19 protein-coding genes, 2 tRNA genes and 1 other RNA gene are annotated in these 13,611 nt (G+C 43.6%); 3 read left to right on the top strand and 19 right to left on the bottom strand.

Going from position 1 to position 13,611, the window contains the following annotated elements:
* Positions 1-100: 100 nt before the first annotated feature.
* On the top strand, positions 101-1,429 hold the full coding sequence (gene rpoN, locus KKI13_01360; protein ID MBU4487701.1) for an RNA polymerase factor sigma-54: 1,329 nt from the start codon (positions 101-103) through the stop codon (positions 1,427-1,429).
* Positions 1,430-1,604: 175 nt separating this feature from the next.
* Here rpoN and KKI13_01355 read toward each other — a convergent pair whose 3' ends face one another.
* From KKI13_01355 to KKI13_01275, 17 genes are all read right to left on the bottom strand, one after another.
* Complete coding sequence (locus KKI13_01355) at positions 1,605-1,739, bottom strand: GIY-YIG nuclease family protein (protein ID MBU4487700.1); 135 nt, start codon at positions 1,737-1,739, stop codon at positions 1,605-1,607.
* Positions 1,740-1,987: 248 nt separating this feature from the next.
* Positions 1,988-2,671, bottom strand: a complete 684-nt coding sequence (locus tag KKI13_01350; GenBank protein MBU4487699.1) for a nucleotidyltransferase domain-containing protein — start codon at positions 2,669-2,671, stop codon at positions 1,988-1,990.
* Positions 2,652-2,966 (bottom strand): hypothetical protein, encoded by a 315-nt coding sequence (locus tag KKI13_01345; GenBank protein MBU4487698.1) that lies wholly within the window; start codon positions 2,964-2,966, stop codon positions 2,652-2,654. Before KKI13_01345 ends, KKI13_01350 begins: the two co-directional genes overlap by 20 nt.
* 90 nt (positions 2,967-3,056) lie before the next feature.
* Positions 3,057-3,212, bottom strand: coding sequence for a hypothetical protein (locus tag KKI13_01340; GenBank protein ID MBU4487697.1), 156 nt, complete (start codon positions 3,210-3,212; stop codon positions 3,057-3,059).
* Between the two features lie 335 nt (positions 3,213-3,547).
* Positions 3,548-3,787 (bottom strand): GIY-YIG nuclease family protein, encoded by a 240-nt coding sequence (locus KKI13_01335; GenBank protein ID MBU4487696.1) that lies wholly within the window; start codon positions 3,785-3,787, stop codon positions 3,548-3,550.
* A 152-nt stretch (positions 3,788-3,939) separates the two neighbouring features.
* Positions 3,940-4,016: transfer RNA gene (locus KKI13_01330), tRNA-His, on the bottom strand.
* A 37-nt stretch (positions 4,017-4,053) separates the two neighbouring features.
* Positions 4,054-4,653: an XTP/dITP diphosphatase gene (locus tag KKI13_01325; GenBank protein MBU4487695.1), complete on the bottom strand. Its 600-nt coding sequence runs from the start codon at positions 4,651-4,653 to the stop codon at positions 4,054-4,056.
* Positions 4,644-5,372 (bottom strand): ribonuclease PH, encoded by a 729-nt coding sequence (rph, locus tag KKI13_01320; protein ID MBU4487694.1) that lies wholly within the window; start codon positions 5,370-5,372, stop codon positions 4,644-4,646. Before rph ends, KKI13_01325 begins: the two co-directional genes overlap by 10 nt.
* Before the next feature lie 11 nt (positions 5,373-5,383).
* On the bottom strand, positions 5,384-5,908 hold the full coding sequence (locus KKI13_01315) for a FumA C-terminus/TtdB family hydratase beta subunit (GenBank protein ID MBU4487693.1): 525 nt from the start codon (positions 5,906-5,908) through the stop codon (positions 5,384-5,386).
* Complete coding sequence (locus KKI13_01310) at positions 5,905-6,747, bottom strand: fumarate hydratase (GenBank protein MBU4487692.1); 843 nt, start codon at positions 6,745-6,747, stop codon at positions 5,905-5,907. Before KKI13_01310 ends, KKI13_01315 begins: the two co-directional genes overlap by 4 nt.
* Positions 6,734-7,150, bottom strand: coding sequence for a preQ(1) synthase (gene queF / locus KKI13_01305; GenBank protein MBU4487691.1), 417 nt, complete (start codon positions 7,148-7,150; stop codon positions 6,734-6,736). Before queF ends, KKI13_01310 begins: the two co-directional genes overlap by 14 nt.
* Positions 7,147-7,860: a 7-carboxy-7-deazaguanine synthase QueE gene (locus KKI13_01300; protein ID MBU4487690.1), complete on the bottom strand. Its 714-nt coding sequence runs from the start codon at positions 7,858-7,860 to the stop codon at positions 7,147-7,149. Before KKI13_01300 ends, queF begins: the two co-directional genes overlap by 4 nt.
* Complete coding sequence (gene queC, locus KKI13_01295) at positions 7,857-8,519, bottom strand: 7-cyano-7-deazaguanine synthase QueC (GenBank protein MBU4487689.1); 663 nt, start codon at positions 8,517-8,519, stop codon at positions 7,857-7,859. The genes KKI13_01300 and queC overlap by 4 nt, the downstream gene beginning before the upstream one ends.
* A gap of 34 nt (positions 8,520-8,553) precedes the next feature.
* A complete protein-coding gene (queD, locus tag KKI13_01290) occupies positions 8,554-8,910 on the bottom strand; it encodes a 6-carboxytetrahydropterin synthase QueD (GenBank protein MBU4487688.1) in 357 nt (118 codons plus the stop codon).
* On the bottom strand, positions 8,867-9,721 hold the full coding sequence (murI, locus tag KKI13_01285) for a glutamate racemase (protein MBU4487687.1): 855 nt from the start codon (positions 9,719-9,721) through the stop codon (positions 8,867-8,869). Before murI ends, queD begins: the two co-directional genes overlap by 44 nt.
* Before the next feature lie 7 nt (positions 9,722-9,728).
* A complete protein-coding gene (locus tag KKI13_01280; GenBank protein MBU4487686.1) occupies positions 9,729-10,883 on the bottom strand; it encodes an N-acetylmuramoyl-L-alanine amidase in 1,155 nt (384 codons plus the stop codon).
* Positions 10,884-10,901: 18 nt separating this feature from the next.
* Positions 10,902-10,988 (bottom strand) — tRNA-Leu (locus KKI13_01275).
* Between the two features lie 94 nt (positions 10,989-11,082).
* On the opposite strand from KKI13_01275, the gene smpB reads away from it, so the two are divergent.
* Together smpB and ssrA are read left to right on the top strand one after the other, a co-directional pair.
* Complete coding sequence (gene smpB, locus KKI13_01270; protein ID MBU4487685.1) at positions 11,083-11,550, top strand: SsrA-binding protein SmpB; 468 nt, start codon at positions 11,083-11,085, stop codon at positions 11,548-11,550.
* Positions 11,550-11,904, top strand: a transfer-messenger RNA (tmRNA) gene (gene ssrA / locus KKI13_01265). Before smpB ends, ssrA begins: the two co-directional genes overlap by 1 nt.
* A 65-nt stretch (positions 11,905-11,969) precedes the next feature.
* Here ssrA and KKI13_01260 read toward each other — a convergent pair.
* Positions 11,970-12,272 carry a hypothetical protein gene (locus KKI13_01260; protein ID MBU4487684.1) on the bottom strand — a complete coding sequence of 101 codons (303 nt, stop codon included), beginning with the start codon at positions 12,270-12,272 and terminating at the stop codon, positions 11,970-11,972.
* A 158-nt stretch (positions 12,273-12,430) separates the two neighbouring features.
* Positions 12,431-13,611: hypothetical protein (locus KKI13_01255; protein MBU4487683.1), on the bottom strand; the 1,181-nt coding region annotated here is incomplete at its 5' end.

The raw sequence follows: 13,611 nt of genomic DNA, 5'->3' as shown, positions 1-13,611 counted from the left end.
AATAAAAATCCCCATCCCCTTCTTGGCATAGATGTTGCTTGCTAAATCAATAAAGTCGGGTATAATATAAGCTTGTCATTGACGAATCTAAAGGTACCCCATGGAACTAGCACTAAAACCTGTAAATAAGCTAACCTATAAATTCAGATTAACTCCCCAGATGCGTCTATCTATCAACCTCTTGCAGATGCCTCTTATTAAATTAAAGGAATTCGTCGAAAAACAGGTAGAAGAAAATCCTTTATTGAATATGGAAAGCGTGAAACCGCCTAAAGAAGCAAGTTACGATTTCGCTGGCGTTGAGGACCAAAATTACAAAGAAAGCCTTATAACCAAACCCGCCACGCTTCAGGACCATCTCCTGTCGCAATTACAGCTGCTTGCTGATTCTGATGATGCCCGGGAAATAGGAGAACTGATCATAGGCAATATAAATGATGACGGTTACCTTGGCTGCCCGATAGAAGACATAAAGCCCAAATCCGGTAAAATCACGCGATTCGAAGTCGGAAAAGTATTGTCATTAATTCAAACCTTTGATCCTATTGGTGTAGGCGCGCGAGATTTAAGAGAGTGCCTCTTACTGCAAATAAAGGCAAAAGGAGAAGAAAATTCCCTGGCCGGCCAAATTATAGATAAGTATCTTGCTTACTTAGAAAAGAAAAGATTTGAGCCTATGGTAAAAAAGTTATCCGCCAAAGGCAGATGCGCCTTTGGCGGAAAAATTACTGTAGAAAGAATCAAAGAAGCGATAAAAGAAATAGCTAAATTAGAACCGAAACCAGGCCGCTTAATTAATACGGAAAGGGCTGTCCGCCTAATACCGGATGCCATATTAAAAAGAAACGAAGATAAGCTTGAAGTTATCCTTAACGATTGGGAAATGCCTTCTCTTAGCCTTAATCCTAAATATAAAGCAATACTAAAACAAAAAGATACTGCCGAAGATACTAAAGAATACTTAAGAGAGAGATTAAAAGCGGGTCGCACATTAATCGATGCTCTGCATAAACGCAAGCAAACTTTACAAGAGGTAACCGAAGCTATTGTCTCTGTTCAGAGAGATTTTTGGGAGAATGGAAACTTTCAACCTATGACTTCATCACAAATTGCTAAGCTTGTAGGTAAACATAAATCTACGGTAAGCAGGGCGATGGCTAATAAATACCTCCAAACACCAGATGGCATCTTTGAGCTGCGGCAATTTTTAAATTCTGGGGTTAAACAGGGGAGCGGAGAACTTTTCTCGTCTAAAGCCATCAAATCAAAAATAAAAGAATTCATAAAAAATGAAAATAAAGAGAACCCCTTAACCGACCGGCAAATAATCGATATTCTAAAACAAGAAGGAATCTCAGTTTCCCGCAGAACTATAGCCAAATACCGCAGCCACCTTAAAATCCTATCCTATCAATCAAGGCGAGAATAAACGAATTAGGCCATCATCCGAGCACTACTACCCGATAGCGAGCATTATATAAGAGAAGATTTGGCCTATTGAGGTGATAAATAGCCCTGCTACGCTCCCCGACACGTAAATAAGCGGGGGCTTCGCAGGGCAAGAGAGGCTTTATAAGCAGCTTGTGGTATGGGGAAAAACGGGGCTATACAAATCTTTTTCGGGCAAGAGCGAATCCTGAGCCATTATTATTCTTTTTGAGACGAGCTTCCACGTCCGTAGTAAGGCCTGTGTAATAACTTTGGTCTTTAAGACTTTGGAGGATATAGACGTAGTACATAGAGTATTGCCCTGCTACGTTCTCCTTCGCTGAAGCTTCGGAGAACTTCGCAGGACACTTCTTCGTTCTCCTCCGAAGTTCTCTGTTGTTAAAGCCTAAGAGAACGTAGGAGGAGCTTGATGCTTGCACTTCGTAGCTCTTCGAAGCTCTCCGGAGGAGAGCGTAGAAGAGCGAAGAATTGGGGTGGATGACGGGATTTGAACTAGAGAGGTTCGCGCCTCTTCACCCTCCCAGACAAACTTAATCTATTATTTTTCCAAAATTTGCAAAAGTTCTGATTCTCCTTCCCTTCTTACAGCCTTAAGAACCTTTTCGCGCCATTTCGGAAGTATTGAATTAAATATTCTTTTTATAATCGCCGACTCCCCTTTAGCTAATACTGCTTTTAAAATCCTTAGCGCACCCTCATTATCCTTAGTGGCTTTATCTTCATTTTTTCTCAGTTGGGCTATTATTAATTTATGAAATGCGAAAAGTACCGGGTGAGGTAAAGAAATTTTAATTCCGTCAACTTCTGTATGTATAACATTCTGGGTAAGTAGATTCAAGTATCTGAGAGGCTGAGCATTGATACCCAGTTCTTTTAAAGGAAACGGCTTATTTGAACCACGCCCTTTCTCAGGAACCAAGAACTCTATGGCAAGCTCTGGGTGCTCCAATCTAATATAGCCTTCTCTACCTTGAAAGCCCACTACAAATCCAAGATCTTTTAATAGCTCAACCAGATCGATTTTAGTTTTTATCTTAATACGGCCAGGGATCATGAAATCAACGTCTCTGGTCCTTATGGATGATACATATGGCACGTCTTTAAAGTAATCGCGGTAGAACGGTATGCACCAACTTCCTACCAAGATGAGATATTTTAATACCCCTGCATTATCTAACCTGCGCAAAACTTCAACGCACAACTCATACTGTTTCTTTTCCACGTAAAGCCCTTTTTATGAACTTAACCTGGTTTTTTGACTTCAATAGTAATTCTTTATACTTATCAAGCATCTTTCTCTGCTTTAAATATGCTCTCTTTATTTCTGCCGAAATCGGTCCTTTATATATAAATTTTATCTTCTTACCTTGCCTCTTGGCTATATAAAAATAATATCGCTTACCTATTTTCTTACGAATAAGGCAGCCTTTTATTTTAATTATTTCTTCTTGATACCGCTTTACCATGTCGAGCGAATTCTTAAGCTCTTCTTTTAGTACGCCTTTAATAACACCCATACGCTCCTCCTTTACCAAACATATCTATAGAAATATTATACTATGTTTAGTAAAATATATCAACATTTTTTACCAAACAAATATTGTTATTTATTTACTTTTGTTTGGTATAGCAAATACTGCCACATTTATCTTCTTTTTTTGAAGTACACCTTTTGGCAGTTTCTGCAATTCTTTTTCCGTTTTGCTTTTTAAAGTTTGAAAGTATCCTATGTATTTTGTGAATAGCTCTTCAATCCGAATCATGTTTTAGCCCCCGTCTATATATAGTACTTATCTTAGCATAAGACTGTTATGCATAATAGCATTATCGAAGCATCTTTACAAAAATATATCGTTTCTTGTACTAACCTCTCTTATCCCATAATACCCCTCACGTCTAGTTTATGGCAGAATTCACACCAGAAATAAGCGCATTATTGCGCGAAAATAGCATAAACTAGCAGCCATAAACTACGAGAGGAATTGGCATGGTTTGGAGATTAATAAGCCCTCCTACGCTCGCCTGCAACTAAACGAGGGCGAGCTTCGGAGGGCAAGAGAGGCTTTATGAACAGCTTGTGATACGGGGAAAGGCGGGGCTATACTAGTCTTTTTCGGGCAAGAGCGAATCCTGAGCCGGATTTAAGGTATTTCTCAAAGTGTAAGGCTTTCACTTTATCCTCAAAACAGCAATACCATACTAACTTGAACGGACGCTTTGTGGAAGTATACTCAACTGAGCCATTATTATGCTTTTTGAGACGAGCTTCCACGTCCGTGGTAAGGCCTGTATAATAACTTTGGTCTTTAAGACTTTGGAGGATATAGACGTAGTACATAGAATATGCTTGTTCTGCTACGCTCAAATACTCCGCTATCGCTCCGTGCTTGAGCTTCGCAGAACACTTCTACATCGATAATTACATCAAGTGTGCGTGCACTTCGAAGCTCTCCGAAGCTCTACGAAGTAGAGCGAAGGAGAGCGTAGAAGTGGGGTAGATGACGGGATTCGAACCCGCGACTTCTAGAACCACAATCTAGCGCTCTAACCAACTGAGCTACATCTACCATATATATTATTCATTATAACTAATTCTGCAATCTATCACAATAACTTCTTAAGAACTTTCTTGGCTTTGACAAGCGCTCTGTAGCGATGACTTATTCTATTCTTGATCTTTTGCCCGAGCTCGGCGAAGGTTTTGCCGTGTTTGGGCGATATAAAGACCGGGTCGTAGCCAAAACCTGTCTTACCGCGCATCTCAAACGCTATTCTGCCGCTACAGGTTCCCCTTACCGTCCGTAAAACTTTATCGTCTTTAGCAATCGCTATTACGCAAACAAAACGTGCGCCTCTCTTCCGCGCCGGCACATCCTTCATAAGCCCGAGGAGTTTTCTATTATTCTTTAAATAATCCTGCGCGCTCCCAGCAAAACGTGATGACCTTATGCCCGGCCTTCCGCCTAATGTTTTGACTTCAAGCCCTGAATCATCGGCAATCGCCATCCTATGCGTAAATCGCGATATTATTCTCGCTTTTTTCGCGGCATTCGCCTCGAAAGTCTTACCGTCTTCCACAACTTTTGGCGTCTTACCGAAAACGTCCGGGGTAAGTATTTTTATGTGTACGCCTTTCAGGATATTTTTTATCTCGCGTACCTTGTCCTTATTCTGCGTCGCGACTACAAGCTCTTTCACAAGCATATTAGCTTCCCAAGTGTCTTCCGCTGAATGCTGATAAGCTCTTTTATTCCTTTTTTTGCCAGATTCACCATCTTGCCCATCATCTTAGAATCGAATGGTTCGCGTTCGGCCGTTCCCTGCACCTCGATGAATTTTCCCGAACCTGTCATGATTATATTCATATCCACTTCGGCCTTCGAATCCTCTTCGTAGTCCAGGTCAAGGACTGCCTCTCCTTTTATTATGCCCACGCTTATCGCCGCCACAAAATCGCATACGGGGATTTCTTCTATTGCCTTATCTTTTTTCAGTTTTAAGAGCGCGTCGCAAAGCGCGATAAAACTTCCTGTTATGGACGCACAGCGAGTCCCTCCGTCGCCCTGTATAACATCGGCGTCGAGCCATATGGTGCGCTCGCCAAGCGTCGTCATATCGACAACAGTACGTAGTGAACGGCCGATAAGCCGCTGTATCTCGTGCGTCCTTCCGCCCGTCCTACCTTTTGATGATTCGCGCGGGATGCGCGATTTGCACGAGCGCGGCAGCATGCCGTACTCGGCAGTAACCCACCCCTCGCCGGTATTCCTTAAGAAAGGCGGCACCCCCTTCTCAACGCTTGCTGAGCATACAACTTTGGTATTGCCCATCTCTATAAGGCAGGAACCTTCTGCAAATTTGAGATAGTCCCTCGTTATTTTTATTTTTCTTAATTCATCATTTGCGCGGCCGTTTTGCCTCATTGCTGCCCCTTTCATTTCTTAAATATATCATTGCCTTTAGAATCTATTCCCACTATAACAGGAAAATCCTCCACTTCAAGTTCATATATCGCTTCCGATCCCAAGTCGGGAAAACCAACGATCCTCGCTTTTTTTATTTTATTTCCCAAAAGCGCGCCGCATCCGGCCGGCGCAAGAAAATATACTGCCTTGTGCTTTTTTATCGCCGCTCTTACCTTCTCGCTCCGCCTGCCTTTACCTACCATGGCTTTTACTCCGGCATCAAGCAAAGCCGGCGTAAATTTATCCATACGCGAACTTGTCGTCGGGCCGCATGAGCCGATTATGCGTGGCGGTATTCCCGGCGTCGGGCCGGCGTAATAGAGAGTAGCGCCGTAAAGCCTGATTGGCGGGATCTGCTTATCCTTCATACCTTCAACAAATATCTTATGCACCACATCGCGCGCAGTGTACATACTGCCTGTTAAAAGGGCCTCGTCGCCTGCCTTAAGGTTTTCTATGTCTTCGCTTGTTATAGGCAAATATATCTTCTTCATAGTTTCCCATAAGCGCTGCGCGTCGCGTGGCAGCTGATGTTTACGGCTACCGGAAGCCCCGCTATATGAGTGGCCGACGCCAATATAGTAACTCCCAGGGCTGTTGTCTTTCCGCCAAGCCCCATAGGGCCAATGCCTAGCTTATTTACCTTATCCATGATCTTCTTTTCCAAAACCGCAAGATACTTCTCGGGATTCTTCTTCCCAATATCGCGTAGAAGCGATCTTTTTGCAAGGTGCGCGGCGTGGTCGAATGTCCCGCCCATGCCTATTCCTATGGCAAGCGGGGGGCATGCCTCCGCGCCGGCATTTTTTACCGTATCAAGTATAAAATCTATTATCTCTTCCTCTCCGGCCGTCGGATACAGCATCTTTATTACCGATTTATTCTCGCTGCCGAAACCCTTTACCATGACCCACACCTTGAAGGAATCACCGGGCACTATTGTGGTATGTAATATTGCAGGAGTGTTTGTGCCGGTATTTTTTCTTCTGATGGGGCAATGGACCACCGATTTCCGGAAATATCCTTCTTTGTAGCCGCGTTCTACGCCCCTATCCACTGCGCTTTTCAACAAGCCGCCGATTACATGCGCATTCTGCCCCATATCCACAAAGACCGCCGCTATGCCGGTATCCTGGCATATTGCTATTCCTTCTTTTGCGGCTATGCCGGCGTTATCTATCAGCATCTTAAGGTACCTTTTCGCGCGGACACTTGTCTCTTTTTTGAGCGCGGCGCATATTGCACAACGGATGTCGCCTCTCAGCTTTGTATTTGCTTCAATGCACAATTTTGCTATAAGCGCCGATATTGCGCGCGCCTTAATATTTCTCATTCGGCCGATATCCTTTCCGTATATACTCCGCTTTAGTCGACGTCTTTATCCCACCGCGCGACTTGTACGCCATCTCGATGCGCATAAAACGCGGTTTTGCCGCTTTAACAAGGTCGTCAAGTATGCGATTTGTCACGTGCTCATGAAATATCCCGATGTTCCTATAAGATACGAAATAAAGCTTCAACGACTTAAGCTCTATACACCACCCATCGGGGACATATTCCACTTTTATCGCAGCAAAATCCGGCAATCCCGTCTTAGGGCAGATGCAGGTAAATTCATCGGTCTCTATTCTGACAAGGTAATCCTTGTCGCTGTATTTATTGTCCCAGACCTCTATCTCCGGAGTCTTAAATTTTCTTACGTCTTTCTGCAGGCCTTCATATGATGATTTTTTCATCTAATCCCCATAATCTTATGCATCTGCGGGATAACCCGCACATTAGTGAGCCGTTCGGCAGAAATATGGCGGTACTCGCTAAGCTTCCTATGCGACACTTCCTTATCCCTCGTACTCACGGGAGTTGCCGGCTGTAAAATGAATATTATGTCCTTGCTTATTTTCTCTATTATGCGGCCGGCTTCCAAGACATCGGCAAGGTGCGTCTTATTTGTCACCACCGCCTTCACAAATACCTTCTTTTTACTCGCTATTTTAAGAAACTCTTTATGCAAACGCCATAACGGCGCCATAGCTGTTGACGACGGCAGCTTGAAATCCATCGCAACAAAATCGATATATTTAATAAGTTGTTTTAGCTCTTTATATAAAGTACCGTTCGTCTCAAGGTATATTTTAAAACCTGCCCGTTTCAGTTTAGGTAGAAGTTCTTTTAAAAATGCGGTGTGGAGGAGCGGCTCTCCGCCCGTCAAAGAAACCGCATGATGTTCGCCATGGGCCCTGTCCAGATATTTTACCTTTCGAAGGACATCGTTTGGGCTCACCCCTTTTATCTTCGCTTCCGTCTTTGTGTCGCAAAATACGCAGCGTAAGTTACAACCGGCAAGCCGCACAAATATCTGTTTATAGCCTACAAAAAGTCCCTCGCCCTGTATTGACGAAAATATCTCTATTAAATCTGCCTTTAGCTTACTTCGCTTTTTCTTCATACAAGTGAATCCTTAATACCGGCTTCGCGAAACCCCTTTTCTCTCAAAAGGCAGGAATCGCATTCCATGCACGGTATCTTTTTACCGGCGTAACACGACCATGTGAGATGGTATGGCACGTTAAGTCGGCTGCCTATTTTTACTATTTCTGCCTTTGTCTTCCCGATCAGAGGCGTTATTATCTTTATATGGCGGCCGTCTTTGCCGCTTTTTATCCCCTTTTTAAGCAATGCCTCAAATGCCTTGAAATATTCCGGCCTGCAGTCAGGATAACCGGAATAATCCACCGCGTTTGCGCCTATAAATATCGCGCCGGCGCCGGAGGATTCTGCTACCGAGGCCGCAACGCTTAAGAATACCGTATTCCTAGACGGAACATACGTAGACGGTATATCCTTTCCCATCTCTTTGATGCCCCGCCTGGGAAGCGGCGCTTTTTTATTTAAAAGAGAACTGCCGCGCCAAGAAAATGGCAGCTTTATGACATTGTAACCGCAGTTGGCCGCTTTTGCTATTTTTACCGCGTGCCTTACTTCCTTTTTGTGGCGCTGGCCATAGTCAAATATAAGGCATCGGCAATCATAACCCTTGCGAAGCGCCAAAGCAAGCGTTGTTGCGGAATCAAGCCCGCCCGATAATAAAACTATTGCTTTTTTCATATACAGTTAACTAATAATTCCCAGTTGTCCCGGATCACTCTCTGTACTCCGCTTTCGAATCATCTGCTTCCCACACTGACACGGATGACGGCTTCAGTTTCTTTTTTTTCAGTTCGTCGTATATATATTTTGCAAGGTTCTCTGACGTGGGATTTACTTTTTTAAAATATGCGATGGCGTTCAGATCCTTATGGTCCAACTTTTCCAGAACGCCCTTGAGTATCTTTTTAACATCCCTGAAATCCGCCACTATTCCTATATGGTTAGGCGTCTTTGAAGAGATAGATACGCCCACCTTCCAATTGTGGCCGTGGATATTTTCGCATTTCCCCTTATAGTGACGCAGCCTATGTGCTGCGCTGAAATTGAGAAATACTTCTATCGTGTACATACTTTTCCTTTAATTCTATTTCCGCTTTTTCGATTCTCTCTATGGGCCTTTTGAGAAACTTTTCGCCGATCTTTTTGAAAAGCGCCGGTTCGTCGGAAACATAAAAGGCGTATTCCGGATTCTCGTTTGACCTTTTAGCCATTCCATTTTCTTCTATGATCGCTTTTACTTCTTTTGCCGTCTCTTTAGCCGAATCTACAAGTTTGACCCCTCTGCCAAGGGCTTTCTGTATTACGCTCTTTAATAGCGGGTAATGAGTGCATCCAAGCACGAGGACATCCGCCCCAAATTTCTTTACGGGAGCCAAATATGTCTTTGCTATCGCTTCTGTTATTTTACCATGAAGCCAGCCTTCTTCGACCAATGGTACAAATAATGGACAGTCTGTAGAAAGTACGTTTATTGCCGGGTTGAATTTTTTTACTTCTCTTTCGTAGATCCCGCTTTTTACGGTCGCTTTTGTGCCTATAACGCCTATTTTCATCTTTCTGGTAAGCGATGCGGCTTTGCGCGCCCCCGGCTCTATCACGCCGACAAGTGGGATATCATAACGCCTTTTCAGCATATCTAAGCTAAGGCTTGAAGCGGTATTGCATGCCACCACTATCATCTTTACGTCAAAGTTCGATAGAAAATCGGCGTCTTGCAGAGAAAATTTTATAACCGTCTCTTTGGATTTAGTGCCGTAGGGAACTCTTGCCGTGTCGCCGAAATAGACTATGTCTTCCCGGGGCAGTATATTCCGTATTTCTTTCAACACCGTAAGGCCGCCTATACCGGAATCGAATATGCCTATAGGCTTATCGTGCATTTCTTTCTTATTGTGAAAATCCGTTCGTTCTCTCATACTCATCTTTATACCTGACTATGCCGGCGGCTATTCCTTCGGCAAGCTTTTGCCGATAGGAGGAGTCTTTCAACTTTCTTTCCTCTGTCCTATTGGATAGATAACTAAGCTCGACTAAGACCGATGGCATCTCTGCGCCTTTCAAGACATAAAACCTTGCGCTTTTTATGCTGGAATTGCTTCTTCTCAATATTCTGGTAACCTCTTGACATATAAAACCTGCCAACTCTATGGATACTTCTCTGTGCTCGGTAAGCTGCAGGTCCCAAACTATGGCATCTACATTCTTAGAGTGCCTGTCCAATGAACTCTCTTCGTAATCCAGGGCGGAATTTTCTGAAACAGCCATGGCGCGCGCGTTGTCGTCGGTCGCCTCCGAAAGGTAATATACTTCAAACCCTTTTATCCATCTGGAGCGCGAAGCGTTAGCGTGAATACTTATGAAAAAATCGGCGTTTGCCCTATTGGCAATACGCGCCCTCATCTCAAGAGGCACAAATATATCGGATGAGCGCGTCATAATAACATCAACACCCTCTTTCTCAAGCGCCTTTTTGAGCCTTCTTGCCGCATCAAGGACTATGTCTTTCTCTCTTATGCCGCTTCTTGATATGGCACCGGGGTCCTTCCCCCCGTGGCCGGGGTCCAGGACTATTTTTGTGACTTTAAATTTCTTTCCGGACGGCTTCTGTATATCCGGGGCGACTATAATGGCGGTGCCTGTTACTTTACTCTCCTTCTCCTTCTTCTCTTTCAAGCTAAATAAATATGGAATCGTATATTTGGCGAATTTCAACGGGACATAGATGGAGCCGTCTTTAATCTCTACCGGATCGCCCGCTTTTTTGATATCCGCATCTACGCAATAATATTCGCTTCCTATAAGCAGCACCGCTTCATGGCCGTTTTTCCGCAGGATCATCCTGCGCGAGATACTATCCCATTCCCAGTCTATACCGTTGGCCTCGCATATATCCACCAGAAGAAGGTAATTCTTCCCGCTTATTCTGGTATCGCGCGCCTCTATATCCTTGTCCGTACCCTTTATGTGATAGGCCAATGATACGGGCGCGAACAAAGCGACTGCTATGAATAAAAATGCGATTATAAATGTGATCTTTTTCATAATAATGATTAAAATAGCTGGTGCGGAAGGGGGGAGTTGAACCCCCAAGAGCTTGCGCCCACTAGGTCCTGAACCTAGCGCGTTTGCCAGTTCCGCCACTTCCGCAAGTATTTTAAGTATACTTTATGAATTTTATATTGTCAATTAAAATAGGGTATAATACTTGATTAATGGTATGATTTTGGTATAATATATTCCCATGAAAAACATAAAAGAAGAGATCGTTGCTACCAACAAAAAGGCAAGGCATAACTTTGCTATCCTTGACAGCTTTGAGGTGGGAATAGCGCTTAAAGGTACCGAAGTAAAATCATTACGCCAACACAATGCGAATTTGGAAGATAGTTTTGCCAGAATAAATAACGGCGAATTATTTTTATGCAATATGCACATAAGTCCTTATGAATACGGCTCTTATACAAATGTAGACCCAAAGAGAAAAAGAAAACTTCTAGCCCACAAAAATGAGATAACGAAACTGATCGGCCAGACATTACAAAAGGGCGCTACTTTAATCCCTCTTAAGGCCTATTTTAAACATGGTATAGCAAAAATAGAACTTGCCGTTGCAAGAGGCAAGAGGTTGTACGACAAGCGCGAAGCTATTAAACTGCGTGAAGTGAGGCGTGATGTAGCGCGCCAGTTCAGAGGAAAGACGAGTTTATAGGGGGTGAAAGGCTTCGACTCGAATCGTTCAGTCTAAGAAGCGCATGCCGAGGTTGTCGGGAGGCCTCGTAAAACACCTGACAAAAACATAAATGCTAATGAACAATTAGCGTTAGCTGCTTAATTGCAGCAAGCCCTCCGGCTGGTTTCCTGGGAGGTCGGATGCGGCTCCGGAATGCAGGATAGTTGCGGCGCCTCCGCTTTTGGGGCCCGTAGCGAAATTTTAAAAAGCTGGCTGTTTGCATATCCCGCTTACCGAAGATGTGAACGGCGAGATTAAAATGGTAAGACAAGCATGTAATATCTTCTAGGTTGAGATCCGGGGACGGGAGTTCGAATCTCCCCACCTCCACCAGTCATTAAAAATAGGGACAGCGGAAGCTGTCCCTATTTTTAATTATCACTTTTTACGTTATTTCTTTATTTTACCGCTTTCCCTTCACCGTGCCACTTCTCCGGCATATCTTGCAGGTATTCATGGCCTTCATACTTCGTCTCGCCCACTACCTTCTCGTGGTCCTGTTCGGTAAAATCACCTACAAGGACGTACGGCATTTTTAACGTATCGGCAACAAACGTCGCTATTTTTTGATTATTCGCTCTTATCTTATCGGCGTAAGTCATTTCTCCTTTTGCCGGCGCGGCTTTTTTATCTGCGGCATATAGCGGCAGCGCAAACGATACTATAAATAGCATAACTAATATTGCAGCAATATATCTCATATGGCCCTCCGATTTTTGCGTGCAAAAATCGTCCCGAGCAAGCGAGCTTGCATATGATTTAGGCGAGCGCGTCGAGGGACTACCTCTTTGCAATGTTATAAATAGATTATAATTTATCCAGCAGGCTTAGTCAATCAAAAACCGATATAATTAGAATATCATGGCATATTGGAAACAAGGTATATCTCGTACTTAAGCGACTGTCTAAAAAGATCCCTGTTATTGTGCAGAATATACGAGAGCATCTTCAGAAAATAACCGGCGTCTTCCTTCTCGAACTTTCGCCACCTGAAGGCCTTGGCCATAATATAAACGCGCTTCTTCGTCTTCTCGGTTATGAGGTGTTCATAATCATCTTTTGACATTACGCAAAAGACCCTTACGTCTTTTTTGGAAAGAAATTCATTTAAAGAATCAGGCGGGGCGCTTATATTCTTGACGTCGTACTCATCAAGATAGACATTCAGCCTGTGGTAGCTGGCGCCGCTTGAAGACGCGGCTATCACATCACCGTCTTTTATTACGGCCTTTATGTCTTCGGCAAATGCCATGAGCGGCTCGTCGTCTACCACGGAAATAATATAAACGCTAAAATAAGCGAAAAACGCGAAGGCCGCGATGATAAGGCCCGCGGGGATAAGCGTCCTTTTTGCTTTTCTTATGTATGCGTATACAAGAAAACCTATCGGAATAAACATCAAAAGTGACGGCAAGATAATGTTCTCCCCCAACCCGTAAGCTGTAAAAAACGCCCATCCTGTCAGCGCGAATGGCGTAAATAAAACGATTATAATAAAAGGCAATTTAAACAAAAATTTCTCCATAAGAATATTTTTTTCAGTAAGTGTCGCGAAATATAAACCGATAAAAATAGCCAGCGGCATACAAAGCGGCAGCACATAATAACTTTCGCGCGACCATATGAGCGTAAGTAGAACAAAAATAGCAAAAAACCACGATAAGAGAAAATCGAGCGATCTCTTTTTACCTGCGTAATAAGGAACGCTGATTATTGCGGCAGGCAAAAAGGCTGACCACGGCAGGTTTCGGCAAAACACCATGCCTAAATAATAAAAGATAGAACTGAAATAATGGATAATGGGGTTCGGCCCTCCCTGGGATGAGAGATTCAGTTTTTTCGCTATCTCAAGCGACCAGACATTGCCGAGGTATTCGTTTCCGTGAAGCTTGATCATCGCTATAAACCATGGCGCGCTTATTGCAAGAAAAAGCAAAAGCCCTAGAATGGGTTTCATATCTTTTAAAACGCGCCATTCGCGCCTTATGCCCAAAAATGTAATTATCGCAGCCGAAGGAAATATAAAGCCCAGAGGGCCTT

Source organism: Candidatus Omnitrophota bacterium (assembly GCA_018894435.1).
Classification (GTDB): Bacteria; Omnitrophota; Gorgyraeia; order JAHIPI01; family JAHIPI01; genus JAHIPI01.
This window is presented reverse-complemented; position numbering and strand designations above follow the sequence as displayed.